A 20394-nucleotide genomic window follows, 5' to 3' on the forward strand; every position below is an offset into this window, starting at 1 on the left:
GTGGTGGGTTAGGGAAACTATGGGGGTGTCGTTTACCATGGGTAGCTGGGGCCTATAGCTCAGCTGGCAGAGCACCGGACTTTTAATCCGTTGGTCCCGGGTTCGATCCCCGGTGGGCCCACACATAGATCAGCCTCGGAGCTGACGCGACGGTTTCCCGTCGAAGCGTCAGTTCCGAGGCTGATGTGTTTAAGGGAGCCGCAGGTCGCTACTACGGGGCCTCGCCCCCAGCAAGGCCGCCTCAGACCCCCAGCATTGTGGCGAGGTAATCGTTGAGGAGGATTCCGTTGGGGTCGACCTGCTTGCGGACCTCAAGCCAGTCCCCGAATTTCGGGTAGCGCTCGTGGAGGTCTTCGGGGCCGAGAGTGTGGAGTTTGCCCCAGTGTGGCCGTCCGCCGGCGGCTTTGAAGATGTCCTCGAGCACCGCGAAGTATTTCTTGTGTTCTTCGCGGTAGAACCGGTGCACCGCGATGTAGACGGAGTCGCGGCCGTGTGCGGTCGAGAGCCACACGTCGTCGCCTTTGGCGGCGCGGACTTCGAGCGGGAACGTGATCCCTTCGGGGAACGCGTTGACGGTGCGAACTACTTCGCTGAAAACCTCTTGGTAGTCGTTGATGTCGATCGCGTATTCCATTTCGCGGAACCGTGTGCGCCGTGGTGACACAAAGACTTTGTGGGACGTGTCAGCGAAACTGCGGTTTCCCATCGTGCGTGCCGCGAGCTTATTCAGTGCCGGCACGGTTTTGGGGATGAGTTTGCCGAGTTCGCATAGGGCCCGGTGGCCGCCGTTGTTGAGGAGTTCGTCTTCGAACCAGTGTTTGAACCCGGAGAGCGGTTTGTCGCCTTCGAAGCCAGGGGAGCGGCGGTTGATTTTGCGGGCGACGACGTCGGTGTGCTGGAACCAGTAGAACTCGACGTGGTCTTGTTCGCGGGAGAGGTCGATGAAGTTTTCGAGGGTGTCCGCGAGCGGTACGGGCCGTTCTTCTGCGTGGAGGATGAACGATGGCACGACGGCGATGGTCGCGTGGACGATGACGCCGAGTGCGCCGAGGCCTACGCGTGCGGCTTCGAAGAGTTCGGGGTGTTGCGTTGGGGAGGCGGTGACGATGTCGCCGGTGGGTAGCGCGATGCGTAGCGCACGGATCATGCCTGCGTAGCCGGTGTAGGCGAGGCCGGTTCCGTGGGTTGAGGTTGAGAGTGCGCCGCCGATGGTTTGCCGGTCGATGTCGCCCATGTTGGCGAGCGCTAGTCCGTATGGTTCAAGCAGCCCGGGGAGTTCCCAGAGGTGGGTTCCGGCGCCGAGGGTTACGGTTCCGCCCACGGGGTCGACTGCGTAGAGGCCGCGGAAGTGCCGCATGTCGAGCAGGATGTCGTCAGTGTGCGCGAGCGGTGTGAAGGAGTGGCTTCCGCCGACGGGGCGGACGGTGCGGTTCTCTTCTGTTGCGCGGGCAAGGAGCGCGGCGAGTTCGGTTTCGTCGCGTGGTGTTGCGATGTCGGCTGGTTCGCTGCGGTAGAGGCGGCACCAGTTGGTCCATTTGGTGGCGGACTTGCTGGTTTTGGCGGCGTGGCCCTGGGCGTCGGCTTGGGTGCTTGGCTGCGGTGCTGTTGTGGTTTTCACAGGAATGCTTTCCCTTCGCCGCGATAGGTGGGCCATTCGTCGATGACCTGGGAACCTGAAATGACTACGACGCTGTTGATGCGTTCTGATACTTCGCCGGCTTTTGCGTGGCGGAACCATACGATGTCGCCGATGTTGAGGTTGCGTGCGCCTGGCCCGGTGAGTGGGGTCTGTACTTCGCCGGGGCCTTCGGTGCCGCGGTATTTCACGTTGGGTGGCCACGCGATGGTGGGGAGACGGCTTGGTCCTGGAGGTCCGGAGGCAACCCAGCCGCCTCCGAGCACTGTTGCCGTGTTGTTGTTGGGTCGGCGCACAACGTCCATTCCGAACGTGAGCGCTGGCGCTGGTCTGAAGGCGGTGTAGTTGTCGAAGAGTCCGGGGCCGATGAGCCCGGATCCCGCCGCGACTTCGGTGATTGCGGCTTCTGCTCCGGTGGTTTCGATGGATCCGGTCCCGCCGCCGTTGACGAAGCGTAGCGGGGTGAGCGCGGAGATCGCTTCCACGGTTTCTGCGCGGCGGTGTGCGATGTCTTTCGCGGAGGCCGCTTGGATTCGCCGCAGGATGGTTTGCCGCGGAGTTTTGCCGGCGTTTGCTTCGCCTGCGATTTGTCCTTCGTAGGCCATGAGCCCGTCCAGGGTGAACCCTTTCCGGCCCACGATGTGGGTCGCCAGCTTGGTCACGGCCGTAGCGGTTGATAGCGGTGACCGTGCCGCGCCGATCATGACACCGCGTGCGGGGCGGTAGGACGCATCGAGCTCTACTGCGACTTTGAGGTCGGGGTGGCCGGGGGCTACATGGTCGATGAGGTCGAGTTGTTGTGGGTCGTCGACCATGAGAGTCACGTGTTCCAGTGCGGCTTCGCTGGTGGTCCAGGTTTTGATCGCGTCGATGTTGACGTTGGGGTAGGCGACCACGATGTCGCGATAGCCGTTTTCCGCGAGCCACACGGCTTCGGGGAGGGTGAAGCTCAGGATTCCTTCGAAGCCGGGGGTCTCCAACGCGGCGTCGAGGGCTTTGCGGATGCGGAGGGACTTGCTCGCGACGCGGATGGTCGGCGTGGATAGCGTTGCGTCGGTGCCGGCATGATGCGCGGCGGTGCTGCGGTGCGATGCTGCCTCAGCGAGCCGGGCGATGAGGTCGTTCGCGTTGGCCTGGAAGTGGTCAGCGAACAGGACACCCACGGGGCGTGACGTGTAGCCGGCATCAGCTAAGACGTCCTTGAGTGCCGGCCAGTCGATCTTCGCATCAGATATGTGACTGTTGTTGGTGCGATGCATGCTTCGTCCTTGAGGGATGTGCTGCAGGGATTCGTTCCGGAGCAACGCTTCGCGGATGCAAACGTGTCCTGGATGCAAACACTATGCCCCTTGTGACAGGCCTCACAACAGCAAAGGGCTTGATTAACTTCGAACAAGCACCGCATTAGGTCACGGAATGATCACGATTAGATACCGATACCTGTTCTCGAGTGTTACGGTCCACCAATGATCGGGCGCTCGATCCGCGTCAACTCAAGGAAGTATCCGATAACAACCCAGCTGTGAGAGAGCTGAGTTTTCCACCTTTCTCTTGCATCTGAGGGGAAACGTTCTACCGTGGAAGTATGCGACGTTTTTATGCGGCCGCCGGCGCGGCCCTGTTCAGCCTAACGCTGGGCGTCGCCCCTCAAGCTTCAGCCGCAACGCTGACTCATCAGCCGAGCGTGCTCACCGTTGACTCGACAGCGTCACCGCAGCATGGCAAGAAAGAGCAGCTCAGCGAAAAAGAATCGCTGCGCGTAGCAACTGTGAACGCCGGGTTGAGCGAAGACGAAGAAGGGGCGCTCGCCGAGCGCCTCGAAGGTGGCCAAGATGAGGCCGCCCAGATGCTCGCGCGCAATATCCAGAAGACGCGCCCTGATGTCCTGCTGATCACGGACATTGACACGGACACTCACGTCCCTGACATCTTCAAGGACCAGTACCTTGCCGAGGCGCAGGCGGACGGTGAGGCTGGATCTAAGGATCTTTCCCCGCTCGACTATCGGTACGTATATGCCGCGTCCACTAACGCGGGCGTGCAGTCGGGGGCGGACTTGAACGGTAACGGCTCCACCGGCGACGCCGGGGATGCATTTGGCGTTGGTCATTTCGAAGGCCAGCGCTCCATGATCTTGTATTCGCGTTACCCAATTAAGCAGGACGAGGTCCGTACGTTTAATGACCTCATCTGGAGTGAGCTCCCGGGCAATAGCCTCGACACGGAAAAGTATTCCAAGCTTGTGAGGTCGGTTCTGCCGCTGAACTCGACGAGCTTGTGGGATGTTCCGCTCGATGTCGACGGCGAAACTGTGCATGTTGTTGCAACAGGCCTCACATCGGATCAGGGTGAAGGTGCTGACGCGGACCGTCGGCTTGACCAGTTGCGTTTCCTCAACATGTACCTCAGCGATAGCGATGAGCTGCGTGACCTGACTGATGACGCCGGTGCTTACGGTGGTTTGGAACAGGAAGCTAACGCTGTTGTTCTAGGTGCGCTCGGCCCGGACCTCGAGTCGTTGGATGAAAACGCTGGGCAGAAGCGTCAGGACGCGGCGGAAGAGCTCGAAACGTTCTTGGACTCGGGCGAGCTGGACGTTGCGAAGCCTTCGAGCGCGGGAGCGCAGTGTGAGGACGATGCGTCGCCCCAGATCCGCACGATTCTAGACTTTGTGTGCGCAACCCAGTACGCGACTCGCATCGGTGGTGGCACGTCCCGCTCCGATTATGTGGCTGCTGCAAACGGCTCCACAATTTCGAAATCAGGGATTGAAGCCGCAATGAGCCGTGCCGTCGCAGAGAAGAGCAGCGCAGGAACCTCATCGGCTTCATCGGCCGGCGCCCGCCGCATGGTGTGGGCAGACGTCACGTTGAAGCGCGACTAGCTGACCCTAGCGAACTGCGGGCCGAGAGTTGCCGCTGATGAGCGGCTCTCGCATTGCGCGTTAGGCTGGGAACATGTCAACTGAGAGTGCACCTCAAACTAAAAAGACACCGCGGCGCGCCCGGAAGGCACGTAAACACAGCAAAACTGAGGCGTTGTTGCCGCGTGAAGCCACCGAGTTTCTTGCCCGCGGCATCGTTACTGACAGCGGCAACGTCAGTGATGGTTTCGAACGGGGCATCAAGCGCGTCGTCGGTTGGCAGCGGCCCGCTGTGGTCGCATACATTCGACGCCTCAGTGAGAAGCATCCTACGGCGACTCCGGCTGAGCTCGCGCGCATCCTTGAGACGAACTATGTCCGCACCGTAACCGGCATGGGTGCAGCGGGTGGTGCGGCCGCTATCGTGCCGGGGGTCGGGACGCTAGCATCCCTGGGGCTTTCCGCGGGGGTTGCGCTCGGGTATCTGGAAGCGACCGCGCTCTATGCGCAAGGGATGGCGGAACTGCACGGCGTTGCGGTGAATGATCCGGAACGTGCGGGCGAGCTTGTCATGGCGCTCATGCTGGGCGAAGAAGGCGTCAAGATCATTAAAGACATGTCGGGTGTCATCGCATCCGGTGGCACGGTGGGGATGCGCACGTTCTTCGCAACGGCGATTGGCGCGGGTGGATCCTATGCGTCCCTGGGGAAGCAACTGCATTCGCGGTTTTTGAAGAAGTTCGCTGCTCGGCAGTCGGCGTCCGCGGTGGGTAGGGCGCTGCCGTTCGGTGTGGGTGCGGCTTTCGGTGGTGTAGCTAACCGTGTGTTGGCTCGCCGCGTGGTGCGGGCTGCCCAGGAGATGTTCGGTGATATGCCTGCGGTGCGGCCGGAAGCGCTCGAGAGCTGAGGCCGGCGGGTTCCTGCTGGGCGCGTAAAGTTGGGTGCTTTGAAGTCTGACGTCCGGTCGTAGCCGGGATGTGGATAAGGAGTCCACGCAACTTTTCACAGCGGTCTTTCAGCTTGTGAAAAGTCCAGGTACACTCATGTGTTGTATATCACTCGTATCGCGTCAGCGCTGTGTACCTCAATATCACTGTGCACCTCAGTATCACTGTGCGGGGTTATCACTGTGTGGCGCGATGTCTCTACATAGAGCGGAGCGCTTATGGCTTGGGGTACCGACCTCACATCTGCACGCATCGCGGGTCGTAAACGACGCGCACGCGGCGTTTTGTCCCTCATCGCTTCCGTTGGTCTCGTTGGCACGATGTTCGCGGCGACTGTCCCGAGCCAGGCGGCTCAGGATCAGGCTGCGAACACGGTTGTTGCTGCGGCAGCAACGCAAGAGGCGAAGCCACGACAGATCACTGGAACCGTATACACCGACGACAACTGGGATAAGACCCATAACGACGGCGAGCAACTGCTGGCGGGTTACACGGTTGGGTTGTTTGACGCTAAGGTCTTGGGTACCGCTGGGAGGACGATTCCTCTAGACCTTGCGGTGGCCAAAACCACCACCGGCGAGGACGGGCGATACAGCTTTGAGGGCGTCGAAGATGGCAACTACGTCGTGGTCGCCTACCCGGTTGAGGAAACGGATGATCTGAGCCATGCAGGCGACTGGACCCCACCGGTGGGTGCTCCGTGGGTTACCAGGCCTCTCGAAGTCAATGAAACCACTGGGCATGCAGGTATTGACTTCGGTGTCATCAAGCCAAAACTCGGGTTTGAGGTGACCAAGAAAGTTAACGGCGCAGACAGCGTGAGCCTGGGCGTCGACGACAAAGCTACGTTCACCATCGAAGGTAAAAACACGTCCAACGTGATGGTGCAACAGGTGTACCTCAAGGACACCTGGGTGGCGGGGCGTACCCCGTTGAAGCTGACGTGCTCGCTTTTCAAAGCCGACGGCACCAAGTACACCAAAAAAGAGCTTAACGAGAGGTTTAAGAACATTTCCGCCAGCATGGCGGGCTTTGAAGAGGGAAACGGGTATCTACCGATGAAGATCGGTGAGCGGTTCTCTTGCACCGCAACCTACGTCGTGACGCAAGCCGACGTCGATGCGAAACAGGACCTCACAAACGAAGCCCAGGTTCGTGGTACATACTCGTATGTCCACCAGTTTTCAGGACGCAACGACACCCTCACCGTCAAGGCCTCCGACACTGCAGTGATTCGCCTCTCGGAGCAGGATCCCGCGCCGGAACCTACCGAGGAGCCGACGGGCGAGCCGACTGAGGAACCTACCGAGGAGCCGACGCCGGAACCTACGGAGGAGCCTACTGCGGAGCCAACGGAGGAACCGACGGCTGAGCCTACGGAGGAACCTACCGAGGAACCTACCGAGGAGCCGACGCCGGAACCTACGGAGGAGCCAACGGAGGAGCCTACTGCGGAGCCAGCTCCAGCGGCTTCGATGAAGCTTGAGACCCTCGTCGACGGCGAGAAGTCTGTTGAGAAGAACGCGGATGATGCCGCGACCTTCACGATGACGCTTGAGAACACGGGCGAAGCGGACCTGCACGACGTCACGTTCAAGAGTGCCTGGGTTGAAGGTAAAGACCCGCTCGAGCTCTACTGCGACGTTGACGGCGACTTCGTCTACGCGAACGACGAGAAGTTCACGCTGAAGGCAGGCGAGACCCTCAACTGCGAAACCGAGTACCGGATGACGCAGGAGGACATCGACGCGGGTAAGCCGCTGAAGAACACCGTGACCGCTGAGGCTGTGACGCGCCCTGCATCGGGAGAGCCGCAGACCCTCAAAGAGACGGACTCAGCCGAGGTCGTTCCAGCTGCTGTGGCGGCTCAGCTCGAGCTGATCAAGGAAGCCTGGGGCGAATACGGTACCGACAACAGCACCATCGGCGACGAGATCGAGTACATGTTCACGGTCTACAACCATGGCAACGTGACGGTAAGCAACATCGAGATCAATGACCCGATGCTCGCTGAAGCCGGCGCCGACGTCGTCTGTGAAGATGACACCCTCGGACCGAACGGTCAGACCGAATGCACCGCGGCGTACACCGTCACGGATGAGGACGTCGCCGAGGGGAAGACGGAACTTGTCAACACCGCGACCGTGAAGGGCAAGACCCCAGCCGGTGAAGGCGTTGAGAGTGACGCGGCAACGGCGACGACCGCAGTTGGCCTGCCGGGCTTGGCGATCGAGAAGAGCATTCTCGACGAGCCAGAAGAAGGCTTCACCGCGGGCGACACCGTGACCTACAGCATTGTGGTGACCGGAACCGGTACCGGCGGCACTGAATACGTGACCGTGCATGACAAGATGCTCGAAGACCGTGGCGGCGAGCTGACCTGTGAATGGGACGGCCGGGAGATCGCGAACGGGCAGATTTTCCTCGACCCAGAGGACACCGCTACCTGCACGGGCTCGATCACCGTGACGGAAGAAGACGTTGCGGCGGGCAAGCCGATCGTGAACACGGCGGAAGCGCGCGGTAGCTACAACGACGTTGAAGCTGAGACCGTGACCGCGACTGCGGAATTCACGCCGGCAGCGCCGGAAGAGCCGGAGCCGACTGACGAGCCGACTGAGGAGCCTGAGCCGACGGATACTCCAACGGACGAGCCGACCGAGGAACCGACGGAGCAGCCGGAACCAACCGAGGAGCCAACGGAGGAACCGGAGCCGACTGAGGAGCCAACGGACGAGCCGACCGAGGAGCCGACTGACGAGCCGACTGAGCAGCCGGAGCCAACCGAGGAACCAACCACGGATCCAACGGATGGCCCGACTGAGGGTCCGGAGCCGACTGACGAGCCGACGGAGCAGCCGGAGCCAACCGAAGAACCAACCACGGATCCAACGGATGGCCCGACTGAGGGTCCGGAGCCGACGGATGAACCTACCGAGGAACCAACTGCGGAGCCTACGGACGAGCCGACTGCGGAACCAACCCCGGATCCGAAGAAGGTTGAGCTGTCACTGACGAAGCTCGTTGCTGGTCCGGGTTCGGACGAGCCGGTTTCTGCGATCACGCTTGATGCCGATAAGAAGGCTACGTTCACGATCACTGGCACGAACACTGGTGATGTAGCTATTGAGAATGTTCAGCTCGTCGACACGTGGGTTGAGGGCAAGGATCCGCTTGTTCTTGAGTGCACGGTCGGGGACGACAAGGTGAATGTGGCGGACAAGTCCCTGCAGCTGCAGCCGGGTCAGTCGGTGACGTGTGTTACCGAGTACACCGTGACTGCTGAGGATGTTGCTGCCCAGGAGGATTTGGTCAATAAGGCGACGATCTTTGGCGACGGCGTCAAGGGCGAGGCGCGTGCTGTGAAGCGTGTGACGCTGTTCAACATGAGTGCTGTCGCGCGTGCCCTCGAGGCTGCCCCTGAGGTGACCGCGTCGTCTGAGGCTACTATCAAGATGGCTCCAGTACCGTCTGAGGATCCTACGGACGAGCCGACTACGGAGCCGACTGACGAGCCGACCGAGGAACCGACTGCGGAGCCTACGCCGGAGCCAACGGATGAGCCGACTGAACAGCCGGATCCAACGGAGGAACCGACCGAGGATCCTACGGGTGAACCAACGGACACCCCAACCGAGGAACCAACCGCGGATCCAACCGGCGAGCCGACGGATGAACCTACGGACGCTCCTACCGAGCAGCCAACGGATCAGCCGACCGGCGAACCTACGGATGAGCCAACTGAGGATCCAACAGATGATCCGACGAGTGGCCCGACTGAAGGTCCAGCACCGACGGATGCTCCAACCGATGCTCCAACGGACGAGCCGACGGATGAACCTACGGACGCTCCTACCGAGCAGCCAACGGATCAGCCGACGGAGGATCCAACGGATGAGCCAACCGATGAACCGAGCCAGGACCAGAATGTCCCAGCTCCGGGCATGCCAGGTGGCGACAACAGTGGCGACAACGCCGGTGACCACACCGACGGTCCAGGTTCGGGCTCGCTAGCCCAGACCGGTGCACAGGTCGCTGGAGTGATCGGGATTGCAGCCGTACTCGTGATCCTAGGCCTCGTGCTGACGATCATCATGCGTCGCCGCAGCCAGTAAAACGATCATGAATAACACGGCTATCGGGCTGCATCACTAACGTCAGTCCGACACCACAGAAAGGGTGGGAACACGAAGATCGTGTTCCCACCCTTTCTGTATCTAGCGAGCCTCACATAGGGCCGCCGAAAATGGCACACATCAACCAACCACAGAACTCACCACGCTAGCCAACGCGAAAATAGTGACACCCGCCAAAGAACCAACAACCGTGCCATTAATCCGGATGAACTGAAGATCCTTACCCACCATCAACTCGATACGCTCCGTAGCCTGAGACGCATCCCAATCACGCACAGTATCCGTAATCAACTCAACAGCCTTACCCCTATACCGCACAGCAGCCCACCGCGCCGCCTGCGCAGCCCACGCATCGACCTTCTCAGCCAACGGATCGCCGCCAACCAACCGCCGACCAAGATCAACCAAGCCATTCGTCAAAGACTCACGCAACGGGGCATCAACCGACACCGCCGCATCGGAAACAGACCGCTTCAACTGAACCCACACATCGGACGCGACCTGACGCAACCGAGGATCCGAAGCCAACGAGACCTTCAAACCCTCAAAACGCTCCTGCGTCACAGCATCCCGCTGCAAACCATCAGCCACCGACGCCAACCAGCCGTCAACACTCACACGCAACGGATGAGCCGCATCAGCACGCGCTGCCACTAAAAGACTCGCCAGCTCACGGTGCAGACGCTCACCGATCAACCGATCCACACGAGACGGCAACCAGCCCGGCGTCCTATCAGACACCAGCCGATGAACAACCTCCGAATGCTCCTGAAGCCAGCCCGCCGCTTGATCAATCAACGACTCCACCGCCGCAACATGCTGACGATCATCCACAACCCGACCCAAAACCACGCCAACCGTGCTAGCCCACTCAGGCTCAATCACATGCTCACGGACCAAACCCTCCGCGACCCGCTGAAAATCCTCATCAGCCACAACCTCCATGAGGCCAGAAGCGATCGTCAAAAGCTCGCCTGAAAGCCGCTCCGCACGGTCACGATCAGCGATCCAGCCGCCCAGGGGTTGCGCAACACGAAGATTCACTAAACGCTTCTCAAGAACCTCATCATTGAGGAAATTGTCACGCACAAAAACGCCTAAACTATCGCCAATCTGATCCTTCTTCCGGGGAATCAAACCCGTATGCGGAATAGGCAAACCCATCGGCCTGCGGAACAACGCCGTCACCGCAAACCAATCCGCCAACGCACCAACCATGCCGCCCTCGGCGCCCGCCCGGACGTAGCCAGCCCACACGTAACGGTCCTGCAACGCGAAACCCACCGCAAAAATCACAGCCAGAATTACGAGTAGTGCCGTCGCGACGAACTTCATTTTGCGAAGAGCCTGGCGGCGCTGCTCATCAGTCGGTAGGGTTGACCCGGCGGCGGGGGCCGGCGAGAGTTGAAAAGACGTGGACGGCACGGAAACCTCCCCAGAAGGAACGGACACCTCCATCTAAACACCCGCGCCGCATCGTTAACCGGCCACGGCACAGCAGTTAGGCTGAAAACGTGCCACGCATATTCGCCCACCGAGGATCATCAGGCCGCTACGCCGAAAACACGCGCGCCGCGTTCATGCAAGCAATCCAAGACGGGGCGGACGGCCTCGAATGCGACGTACGGCTCACCGGCGACGGGGAGGTCGTGGTGCATCACGACGAAAAGCTGGGGCGGACATCCAACGGTGTGGGCGCGGTTTCGGAATGGAGCTTGGCGGAGCTGCGGAGGGTGGACTTCAGCAGCTGGAAAACGTCGAGATGGCCGGCTGAATACGGCGGGGCAGGGGAACAGCTGCTGACGTTGAGCGAGCTGCTGGAGATCGCGGCGGCGGCAGGGCGGCCGATCGAGGTGGCCGTCGAAGTGAAACACACGCCCGCGCACAATCCCGAGCTCGACGACGCGGTGCTGGAGATCCTCACCACCCACCCCTCTTTAACCTTTAGCAACGTGAGTGCTTCTATTATGAGCTTCAGTCCGACTGCAGTAAGACGAATGACTGAAGTTTTCGGGGCTGCTAAAGTCTGCATGCTCATCGAAAACAAGCGGCGGACGGAACTACAAAGATCGAGACAAAACGTAGCAATGCAGCTACTCGATGAGCATCCGCAGCTTATGGCGGGGCCGGGCGTATCGTTCACCCGCGACCACGAAGAACACGTACGCCGATGGATAAAACAAGGCACAAAACACCGAGTGTGGACGGTAGATCGACTCGAAGATGCCCGGTATCTCCTTGAATTAGGGGTCGAAGAGCTCACCAGCAACTACCCGGCCGACCTCAGAGCAGCGCTGGGTCTCTGACACTCGCCCCAACCTCAGAAGTTAACCTTCGGCATCAAAATTGTAGTTATTTACTCCGCCAACAGAATTTCAGCAATTTCGGTGCCCAAGGTTTTATTGCAGGGGAGAAGCTGCCACATAGGATGGCATGCAAACCCAACCCCAGAGGAGCTGACATGCAGAACGAATCACGCCCCCGCATCGTTATTGCAACCCCGCTGAACGAAGAGCTCACCAACCGCATCATCACTGAACTACCCGAATGCGACATCGTCAGCGCGCCCGAGCTGCAACCACCAGCACGATACGCCGGCGACTGGCCAGGCGACCCAAACTTCAAACGCACCCCAGAAGAACAAGAACGCTACGAAGACATCCTCGCCACCGCCGACGCGCTCTTCGCAGTGCCAGACGAATCCGGGACACTCCTCGGCAAAATCATCCAGCGAAACGACAACCTCCGCTGGGTTCACACCACAGCAGCCGGCGGCGGGGCGCAAATCAAACGCGCCAACATCAGCCCCGAACGCCTCGAGTCGTTCACTGCCACAACATCGGCAGGCGTCCACGGGCAAACCCTCACCGAATACGCGCTATTCGGTGTGCTCGCCGGCGCGAAAGACCTGCCGCGCATCCAGAAAGACCAGCGGAACTCGCATTGGCCGGAGCCTCGATGGACGATGCGGGCGCTCGCCGACATGACCGTGCTGGTGCTGGGCCTCGGCGGGATCGGATCGCGTGCCGCGGCGGTGTTTTCTGCTGTTGGGGCTCGCGTCTGGGGCGCGTCGCGTTCCGGCCGGCCGGTTGACGGACTCGAGCGGGTCATCCCGATGGATGAGCTGCACAGCGTGCTGGGTGAAGTGGATGCGCTTGTTGTGACGTTGCCCGGGACGGACGCTACACGGCACCTGGTCGATGCGGAGTTCCTGAACGCTTTGAAGGACGATGCGGTTGTGGTCAACGTGGGCCGCGGTTCGGTGATCGATGAGGCGGCGTTGGTTGACGCGCTGGACCGAGGAAAGGTCAGTTTCGCTGCACTCGACGTCACGGAACGCGAACCTTTAGCACCAGAAAGTCCCCTATGGCAGCACGAGAAAGTGATGATTACCCCACACAACGCTGCGTTGTCCGATAAGGAACCGGATAGGGTCGTGGACCTGTTCATTGAGAACGCGAAAGCGTGGCTCGCAGGCGAAGAGATGAAGAACGTGGTCGACAAGGACCACTTCTACTGAGCTTTTTAGAACCTTCGGCATCGCTAGTGCTGAAATGCAGCCCCTGACGGGGCGATTTCAGCACTAGCGATGCCGAAGATGGTTTAAGGGGCTAATCCGTGATGCTCAGTTCGTTTCCGGGAACCGACGCCAGCAGCTTTCGCGTATAAGGGTGCCGCGGGTTCTTGAATATCTCCTCCGACGTCGCCGCTTCCACAAGCTCACCGGACTTCATTACACACACATAGTCCGAAATCAGTCGCACCACCGCCAGATCGTGCGAAATAAAAAGATATGAAAGCCCCTTCTCGGCCTGCAAGCGCCCCAGCAACTTCAGAATCTGGTCCTGAACCAGCACATCCAACGCAGACACCGGTTCGTCACACACAAGCAAATCCGGCTCCAACGCCAAAGCACGCGCGATCGCTATACGCTGCCTCTGCCCGCCAGACAACTCCGACGGATACCGTCCCAACAAATCCTCTGGCAACGCAACTTCATCCATCAGGGACCGCACCTTGTCGCGGCGCTCCGCAGGGGTCCCCACCTTATAGGCGTCCAGGGGCTCCCGAATGATACGCCCAATCGAATACATCGGATTCAGCGACGAATAAGGATCCTGGAAAATCGGTTGCATACGACGACGGACCCTCTTCCAGTCCGACTTCTTCAAACCTGACAAGTCCTCGCCGTCAAACTCGATCCGGCCGCTCGACGGCTCAGTCAGCCCCAACAACATCCGAGCTGTAGTCGTCTTACCTGAACCAGACTCACCCACAAGAGCAACCGCCGAACCGCGAGGAATCTCAAACGAAACATTCTTCGCCGCAAAGAAGTCCTCGCCACGCACCCCACGCTTCGGATAAGACTTGCTCAACCCCTCGACGCGGACCAGCGGATCCATCTCCGCCGGCGACGCCTCAGCGGAACCAGCCACCGCATCGTACGCCCCGCCTGCGCCCGTGAAATCGCCCGGCATCAAACGAGCCGCCGCAACCGACGGCGCAGCCCGCACCAACTCCTGCGTATAAGGATGCTGCGGGCTCTCCAAAAGCTGACGGGCAGGCCCCGACTCCACCACGCGCCCGCGATGCATCACCACCACATCCTCGGCGCGCTCCGCGGCGAGCGCGAGGTCATGGGTAATCAGCAGAACCGAAGTTCCGCGCTCGGCGGTCATCTCATCCAGCCGGTCAAGGATCACCCGCTGAACCGTCACATCGAGCGCGGACGTCGGCTCATCGGCAATCAAAAGACGCGGCTGGCATGCAAGCCCGATAGCGATCAGCACACGCTGCCGCAACCCGCCAGATAACTCGTGAGGATACTGATGCGCCTTCTCCTCAGGATTAGGGATACCGGCATCCCGCATGACCTCAAGGACGTGCTCATCTACCGTGCTCTTAGCTGCCGCCTTATTGACCAGCAGCGTCTCCGCGATCTGCCGCCCGACGCGCGCCACCGGATTGAGATTCGACATCGGATCCTGCGGAACAAGGCCGATGTGGGAGCCCCGGAGACGCTGAAACTCATGGTCGGAATAGGTGGCTAGATCCTGGCCGTCAAACGTTATAGAACCGGCAGTTACCGCGCCGTTGTCGGGGAGGAGGCCGATGATCGCCATGGCGAGGGTGGACTTGCCGGAACCAGATTCTCCCACGATGGCGAGGGTTTTGCCGCGGTTTAGTTGCAGGCTGGCGCCTTGGACAGCGTTGACGACACCATGGCGGGTCTTGAAACTGATCGAAAGGTCGCGGAGCTCAAGCAACGTGTCAGTTTCGGTTGCGCCAGGTGATTTACCGTCCTCGCGGGAAGTGGCGTGAGGCATACGTTCCATTTTGCCTTATGAGGTTCGATTTCCCACCGACGTTAATCTTCGGCACAGAAATTGTCGTTATTCCGCGGAAGGCGAGTCCGTGATTGCGCTGCCGAGTCAAGACAAGCGCATCCAAGCAGCGTTCCAGCTTGCAACTTTATTTCAGCAATTTTGGTGCCGAAGGTTAAAACAACTGCCGTTTTGGAGCACTCTCGTCGCTAAAGGTTCGAGAGGAGGTGGGCGGTGGCTTTCGCGATCGCGACCTCTTCATCCGTCGGCACGACCATGACCGTGATTGCCGAACCCTCGGCGGAAATCACAGTCGGTTCTTTCGCGACGTTGTTGTTTGCTTCTTCATCGAGTTCGATCCCCAACGGCGTGAGGCCCCGGCACACAATTTCACGGAAAGGCGCAGAGTTTTCGCCGATCCCGCCAGTGAACACGAGGCATTGCGCCCCGCCGATCGCTACGTGATACCCGCCGATGTACTTCTGCAACCGGTACGCAGCCACATCGAGCGCGAGCTGCGCTTCCGGGCTTGTTGCCGCCGCATCGACCACTTCTTTCATATGCGAACGCCCCGCCAGGCCCAGCAGCCCGGAGCGTTTGTTCAGCATGACATCCAGCTCGTCGGCCGTGTAGAGGCCGCGCTCGATGAGCTGCGTGACCACCGACGGGTCGAGGTCGCCCGACCGCGTCCCCATCACCAGGCCTGCCAGCGGCGTGTACCCCATCGATGTGTCGTAGGACTTGCCTTCGCGGATCGCGGTGACGGATGCTCCGTTTCCGAGGTGGGCGACGATGCCGTTGAATTCAGCACTAGCGATGCCGAGGGTTGCGGCGGCGACGCCGGCGACGTATTCGTGGCTGGTGCCGTGGAACCCGTAGCGGCGGACGCCGTGCTCCTTATAGAGCACGTCTGGGATCGCGTAGCGCCACGCTTTTTCCGGCATGGTGCGGTGGAAAGCGGTATCGAACACGACGACCTGCGGCAGGTCCGGCCACTGTTCCGATACGGCGCGAAGGCCCGATGCGGCAGCCGGGTTGTGCAGTGGCGCGAGTGGTGAGAGCGCGTCGATTTCCTCGATGACCTCGGGCGTGACGAGCGCGGGTTCGGAGAATTTTTCGCCACCGTGCACGACGCGGTGCCCTACCGCGTCGACCCCGTGGTCGGACCCGATTTCCCGGTCCATGTGTTCGGTGACGAGGCCCAGTGCTTCCCCGTGGTCGGCGACCCCGCCGAGCCCGATCTCTTCGATATTCCCGGAGAGCGCTTCGTCCCCTGTTTCCGGGTCGATGATCACGTATTTGAGGGACGATGACCCCCAGTTCATCACTAGAACGCGCACCGCAACACCTGAGCCTTCCACACTTTCCGTGGTGTGGCGCGTGTGTGAGGCGCCCACCACATCGTAGTCTAACTGGGTTTTAGCGCACTCCTGTTGCCGAAGTTAGTTTGTCTGGCGTGGGGTGAGGCTTTGCGCTTGGATCGCGGTGATGGCGACGGTGTTGACGATGTCGGCGACGGTGGTGCCGCGGGAGAGGTCGTTGACGGCCTTGTTGAGTCCCTGGAGGACGGGGCCGACCGCGACGGCGCCGGCGGATTGCTGCACGGCTTTGTACGTGTTGTTGCCGGTGTTGAGGTCGGGGAAGATGAGGACGGTCGCTTGGCCCGCGACGCTGGAGCCGGGGAGTTTGGAGGCGCCGATGGTGGCGTCGACGGCGGCGTCGTATTGGATGGGGCCTTCGACGGGGAAGTCGGGATGCTGGGCGTGCACGAGTTCGGTGGCTTCGCGGACGCGGTCCACGTCCTCTCCGGAACCGGATGCGCCGGTCGAGTAGGAGAGCATCGCGACGCGCGGGTCGACGTCGAATTGGCGTGCGGTCGCGGCCGATGCGGTGGCGATGGACGCGAGCTGTTCCGCGGTCGGGTTGGGGTTGACGGCGCAGTCGCCGTACACGAGGACCTTCTCCGGCAGGCACATGAGGAATACGGAAGAGACGATGTCGGCGCCCGGGCGGGTTTTGATGATCTGGAGGGCTGGGCGGATGGTGTCGGCGGTGGTGCCGACCGCGCCTGCGACCATGCCATCCGCGCCGCCGGTGTGGACCAGCATCGTGGCCCAGAACGTCTTGTCAGACATTTTGGCGCGGGCGTCTTGTTCGGTGATGCCTTTGTGTTTGCGTAGTTCGTAGAATTCGCGCGCGAACTCTTCGGTGCGAGGGTCGGTTTCGGGGTCGACGATGCTGATCCCGGTGAGGTCGATGCCTTTCTCGCGGGCCAGGGTCTCGACGTCCGAGCCGCCGAGGATGATGAGGTCGCAAATATTGCGACGGGTGATGATTTCAGCGGCGCGGAGGATGCGCTCGTCTTGCCCCTCGGGGAGGACGACGGTGCGGCGGTCCTGTTGCGCTTTGGTGACGAGCTGGTGGAGGAACCGGACGGGCGTCACGACGTTGGGCGCTGGTAGTTCGAGGCGCGCCAGGAGTTCGTGTTCGTCGACGGATTCTTCCCACGCGGCGAGCACGGCCGCGTTCTTGCGTGGGATGTTGTCGGTGACGTCGCCGTGGATGTTGGCGACGGTTTGCGCGGTGGTGAAGGTGCCGTCGTCGGTCGCGTAGACGGGGAACGGGGCTTCGGCGAGGATCGGCAGGACCGCGGAATCGACGGGGCGTGGGCCGGTGACGAGGACGCCGGCGGTTGAATAGAAGTCGAGGGTGCGGGACGCGGCGACGGCTGCGAGGAGGACGTCGCTGCGGTCTGATGGGGTGATGAGGAACGTGTCGTCGGCTTTGTAGCGTTCCAGGAGGTAGCCGACGTTCATGCCGGCGATGATGGTGTTGTTGATGGTGCGTTCGGGGTTGTTGGTGCCTGCGATGAGGCGGGCGTTGGTTGCTGTGGCGATGTTGTCGATGGTGGGTGCGGTGACGTCGGGGAGTTCCGGGATGACGTAGACCTTGCGGTGGGAGCGGCCTGGTCGGACTTCGGTGCGGATGTCGTTGATGTGGGCTGGGTTGGCGCGGTTGACGATCATCGCGAGGAGGGCGACGTTGGCGTCGTAGAAGGCGTCGCGGGCGAGGTCGACGGCTTCGGCGACGTCGTGTGGGGTTTTGTTGGAGCCGTTGACGACGCCGATCATGTGGCAGCCGAGGTGGTTGGCGAGGTGTGCGTTGAGTTCGAATTCGCTGCCGTAGTCGTGGCCGGTGAGGTCGGTGCCTTCGGTGACGATGACGTCGGTGTTGGCAGCGAGGGTCGAGTAGGTTTCGAGGGCGCGAGTGTAGATTTCTTCGGTGCGGCCGGCTGCGATGAGTTCGTGGGCTTCGCCGCGGGTGAGGCCGACGCCGGAGTTTTCGCGGGTGAGGCCGTAGTTGGCGCGGAAGTATTGGAGCGAGGTGTCGTTTTCGGGGGTGTCGGCTTCGGTGATGGGGCGGAAGAAGCCGACGCGGGTGGCGCGGCGGTGCAGGAGTTCGGTGACTCCGACGGCGACGATGGTTTTGGCTGCGCCGGGAGCGGTGGCGGAGATGTACAGGCCGCGGGTCATGAAGTCCTCGCTTGGGTTGTTGGGGGTGTACGTTCCCCATTTTCCCACCAATTTTAACCTTCGGCACTTTAATTGCTGTAAAAGTGGGGATTACGACACTAACGATGCCGAAGGTTAAGAAAAGGGCGGCACCTGTCTATGTGCAGCTCATGGATATGCGCTCTGGGGTGTACTGAAATGTCGTTTGGTCGGCTGTCTGGTTATTTTTATCGATATAACAGCACTCTTGTTGCCGAAGGTTGTTTTTAAGGAGGGTGGGTCAAGTATCTTGCTCTTTTTAGGCGGCCAGTTCGTAGTTGAGCGCTTCACGGATTGTGCGGATAACTGGGGATTGGCAGAGCCCCGGCGCCAGCCCTAGAGCCACTGGCTGCCATACTCGCAGCTTGATGCCGTAATGCCCGATCCGCACACCAAGCGGCCGAACAGGTCGTTGCCTACCGTTGCCGAGTTGGTTCCAGGCTGCTAGGCGGTCTTTCGTGAGCCATCCGAGCCGTTCTTGCCGGCACAGGTCGGTGTCTTTCACGATGATTTGTCGCCACCCCAGCTGGGCGGTGAGCGCGTTGCGTCGCGCGTCGGTCACTCGTTTCTGTTCGGTTTCGTGGATTGCGCCATCGTATTCGCATGCGACTTTCGCCTCTGGCCAGGTGAGGTCGGGGCGGACGATGCGGCGGCCGTCGTTGTCTTCGATCCACCTGTTGACCGCGGGTTCCGGGAGAGCGGCTTCGCGGCAGGCGAGTCGTAGCCGGGTTTCTTGCGGCGAGTCCGCACCGATGCGTGTGAGCCGTAGCGCTTCCCGAGCGATTCTGATGCCGGGGGTGTGGGGGTGGGCGTCGATGAATGCTGCGATTCTTTCGGGTGTGGATAGTGGTTTTTCACGGTTTTCGTACTTGGGGTTGGGGATGCGGATGATGTGGTCGAGGATGATCACCATGTTTTCGAGGTCGAGAATGTTGGCGAGGTCGAACCAGGTTCGTTCGACCGTGGTGATGCGGATGTGGGTGGGGAATTCGGGATCGGGGAGTGTTGTGACGTCGCCGGGTTTGAGGCGTCGTTTGTTCCATTCGAGGTGGTGGTCGGGGTGGTCGCGCCGCCATGTGCGGGACCAGAGGCTGATGCGTGGTGTTGGGGTGTTTGGGTCGTGTGTGGGGCTTTCGATCCAGTGGGGTAGCGGGAATTTGTAGTGTTGGGCGGCTTGGATGCCGGTGATAACGATGCGGGGTCGGCTGCGGCTGTATGCTCGGGCGATTGCGTCGGGGGTGGGTGTGGTGTTGCGGTGGCAGTAGATGCTTGGGGCTATGCGTTTGTATTGGTGTGAACGCAGTTGGCCGGGTGTGAGGCCGGCTTGGAGTGCTTCTTTGCGCGTGAAAGTGGTGTTGTGGAGTGCTTTGGGTGGTGGTGTTAGTTTTCGTCCCATAGATGCATGATGCAGTGTGTTGTGGGTCTTATAAACAGGTTTTTTCACATCTGTGGATAAATTATCTTTGGCAACGTGAGTGCTCGAAAAACTGTGGATAACGAGTGGGTTGCGTGGGTTTTCAGCACTAGCGTTGCCGAAAGTTAAAAGCTGTCACTTTGCTGGGCTTACTGGGGTAAACGTGGCACGCTGTTTTGTATGATTGCTGCTTTTTCTGTTGCGCCTTCTGGTGCTGGTTGTGATGCTGATGGCTCTGTTGCTGAGGCTGTTGCTGAGGCTGTGAAGGTTGTTCGCGAGTCGGGGCTGCCGAATCGCACGTCGAGTATGTTTACTGAGATCGAGGGCACCTGGGATGAGGTGTTTGACGTGATTAAGCGGGCTACCGAGGCGGTGCAGCGGTTCGGTTCGCGGGTTTCCTTGGTGGTCAAGGCTGATATTCGCCCTGGGTTCGAAGGTGAGATAGACGGTAAGCTTGAGCGCTTGGAGTCCGCTATTGAAAGGTCGGACGACTAGTTTTTGGTTTTAGCTGGTTCGCGTTGTG

The 20394-nt window shown here is 60.7% G+C and carries 13 protein-coding genes and 1 tRNA gene; 7 read left to right on the plus strand and 7 right to left on the minus strand.

What is annotated here, in order from left to right; all coding sequences use genetic code 11:
- Positions 1-48 precede the first annotated feature (48 nt).
- Positions 49-121 (plus strand) — tRNA-Lys (locus JOD50_RS04850).
- A gap of 120 nt (positions 122-241) precedes the next feature.
- Here the strand turns inward: JOD50_RS04850 and JOD50_RS04855 are convergent.
- Together JOD50_RS04855 and JOD50_RS04860 are read right to left on the minus strand one after the other, a co-directional pair.
- Positions 242-1618 carry a D-arabinono-1,4-lactone oxidase gene (locus tag JOD50_RS04855; protein ID WP_204880623.1) on the minus strand — a complete coding sequence of 459 codons (1377 nt, stop codon included), beginning with the start codon at positions 1616-1618 and terminating at the stop codon, positions 242-244.
- On the minus strand, positions 1615-2895 hold the full coding sequence (locus JOD50_RS04860; RefSeq protein ID WP_239541528.1) for a type III PLP-dependent enzyme domain-containing protein: 1281 nt from the start codon (positions 2893-2895) through the stop codon (positions 1615-1617). The genes JOD50_RS04855 and JOD50_RS04860 overlap by 4 nt, the downstream gene beginning before the upstream one ends.
- Positions 2896-3221: 326 nt before the next feature.
- Here JOD50_RS04860 and JOD50_RS04865 point away from each other — a divergent pair, with 326 nt between their 5' ends.
- From JOD50_RS04865 to JOD50_RS10395, 3 genes are all read left to right on the plus strand, one after another.
- Entirely contained in the window at positions 3222-4520 is a 1299-nt protein-coding gene (locus JOD50_RS04865; protein ID WP_204880624.1) for a hypothetical protein, read from the plus strand.
- Between the two features lie 73 nt (positions 4521-4593).
- Entirely contained in the window at positions 4594-5406 is an 813-nt protein-coding gene (locus JOD50_RS04870) for a hypothetical protein (protein WP_204880625.1), read from the plus strand.
- A 258-nt stretch (positions 5407-5664) separates the two neighbouring features.
- The gene (locus JOD50_RS10395; protein ID WP_275587676.1) at positions 5665-9561 is read left to right on the plus strand and encodes a DUF7507 domain-containing protein; all 3897 of its coding nucleotides are present in this window, start codon (positions 5665-5667) and stop codon (positions 9559-9561) included.
- Between the two features lie 141 nt (positions 9562-9702).
- Here the strand turns inward: JOD50_RS10395 and JOD50_RS04900 are convergent, their stop codons facing one another.
- Positions 9703-11007 (minus strand): DUF445 family protein, encoded by a 1305-nt coding sequence (locus JOD50_RS04900; protein WP_204880626.1) that lies wholly within the window; start codon positions 11005-11007, stop codon positions 9703-9705.
- Positions 11008-11096: 89 nt separating this feature from the next.
- On the opposite strand from JOD50_RS04900, the gene JOD50_RS04905 reads away from it, so the two are divergent.
- Positions 11097-11888 carry a glycerophosphodiester phosphodiesterase family protein gene (locus JOD50_RS04905; RefSeq protein ID WP_204880627.1) on the plus strand — a complete coding sequence of 264 codons (792 nt, stop codon included), beginning with the start codon at positions 11097-11099 and terminating at the stop codon, positions 11886-11888.
- 155 nt (positions 11889-12043) lie between these two features.
- The gene (locus JOD50_RS04910) at positions 12044-13102 is read left to right on the plus strand and encodes a D-2-hydroxyacid dehydrogenase (RefSeq protein WP_204880628.1); all 1059 of its coding nucleotides are present in this window, start codon (positions 12044-12046) and stop codon (positions 13100-13102) included.
- Between the two features lie 91 nt (positions 13103-13193).
- Here the strand turns inward: JOD50_RS04910 and JOD50_RS04915 are convergent, their stop codons facing one another.
- The 4 genes from JOD50_RS04915 to JOD50_RS04930 form a co-directional block, all read right to left on the minus strand.
- Positions 13194-14909, minus strand: a complete 1716-nt coding sequence (locus tag JOD50_RS04915; RefSeq protein ID WP_204880629.1) for an ABC transporter ATP-binding protein — start codon at positions 14907-14909, stop codon at positions 13194-13196.
- 206 nt (positions 14910-15115) lie between these two features.
- A complete protein-coding gene (locus tag JOD50_RS04920) occupies positions 15116-16246 on the minus strand; it encodes an acetate/propionate family kinase (protein ID WP_204880630.1) in 1131 nt (376 codons plus the stop codon).
- Positions 16247-16348: 102 nt separating this feature from the next.
- Positions 16349-18487 carry a phosphate acetyltransferase gene (gene pta, locus JOD50_RS04925; protein ID WP_338052021.1) on the minus strand — a complete coding sequence of 713 codons (2139 nt, stop codon included), beginning with the start codon at positions 18485-18487 and terminating at the stop codon, positions 16349-16351.
- A gap of 229 nt (positions 18488-18716) precedes the next feature.
- Positions 18717-19853 (minus strand): PDDEXK family nuclease, encoded by a 1137-nt coding sequence (locus tag JOD50_RS04930; RefSeq protein ID WP_204880631.1) that lies wholly within the window; start codon positions 19851-19853, stop codon positions 18717-18719.
- 198 nt (positions 19854-20051) lie between these two features.
- On the opposite strand from JOD50_RS04930, the gene JOD50_RS04935 reads away from it, so the two are divergent.
- A complete protein-coding gene (locus JOD50_RS04935) occupies positions 20052-20366 on the plus strand; it encodes a thiamine-binding protein (RefSeq protein WP_204880632.1) in 315 nt (104 codons plus the stop codon).
- The last annotated feature ends 28 nt before the right edge of the window (positions 20367-20394 follow it).

This window comes from Pseudoglutamicibacter cumminsii, assembly GCF_016907775.1.
Taxonomy (GTDB): domain Bacteria; phylum Actinomycetota; class Actinomycetes; order Actinomycetales; family Micrococcaceae; genus Pseudoglutamicibacter; species Pseudoglutamicibacter cumminsii.

Bases quoted from the DNA above. Each gene is read 5' to 3' on its own strand.
- JOD50_RS04870 (WP_204880625.1), top strand. From the start codon at position 4,594: ATGTCAACTGAGAGTGCACCTCAAACTAAAAAGACACCGCGGCGCGCC.
- JOD50_RS04910 (WP_204880628.1), top strand. From the start codon at position 12,044: ATGCAGAACGAATCACGCCCCCGCATCGTTATTGCAACCCCGCTGAAC.
- JOD50_RS04860 (WP_239541528.1), bottom strand. From the start codon at position 2,895: ATGCATCGCACCAACAACAGTCACATATCTGATGCGAAGATCGACTGG.
- JOD50_RS04930 (WP_204880631.1), bottom strand. From the start codon at position 19,853: ATGGGACGAAAACTAACACCACCACCCAAAGCACTCCACAACACCACT.
- JOD50_RS04915 (WP_204880629.1), bottom strand. From the start codon at position 14,909: ATGCCTCACGCCACTTCCCGCGAGGACGGTAAATCACCTGGCGCAACC.
- JOD50_RS10395 (WP_275587676.1), top strand. From the start codon at position 5,665: ATGGCTTGGGGTACCGACCTCACATCTGCACGCATCGCGGGTCGTAAA.
- JOD50_RS04935 (WP_204880632.1), top strand. From the start codon at position 20,052: ATGATTGCTGCTTTTTCTGTTGCGCCTTCTGGTGCTGGTTGTGATGCT.
- JOD50_RS04865 (WP_204880624.1), top strand. From the start codon at position 3,222: ATGCGACGTTTTTATGCGGCCGCCGGCGCGGCCCTGTTCAGCCTAACG.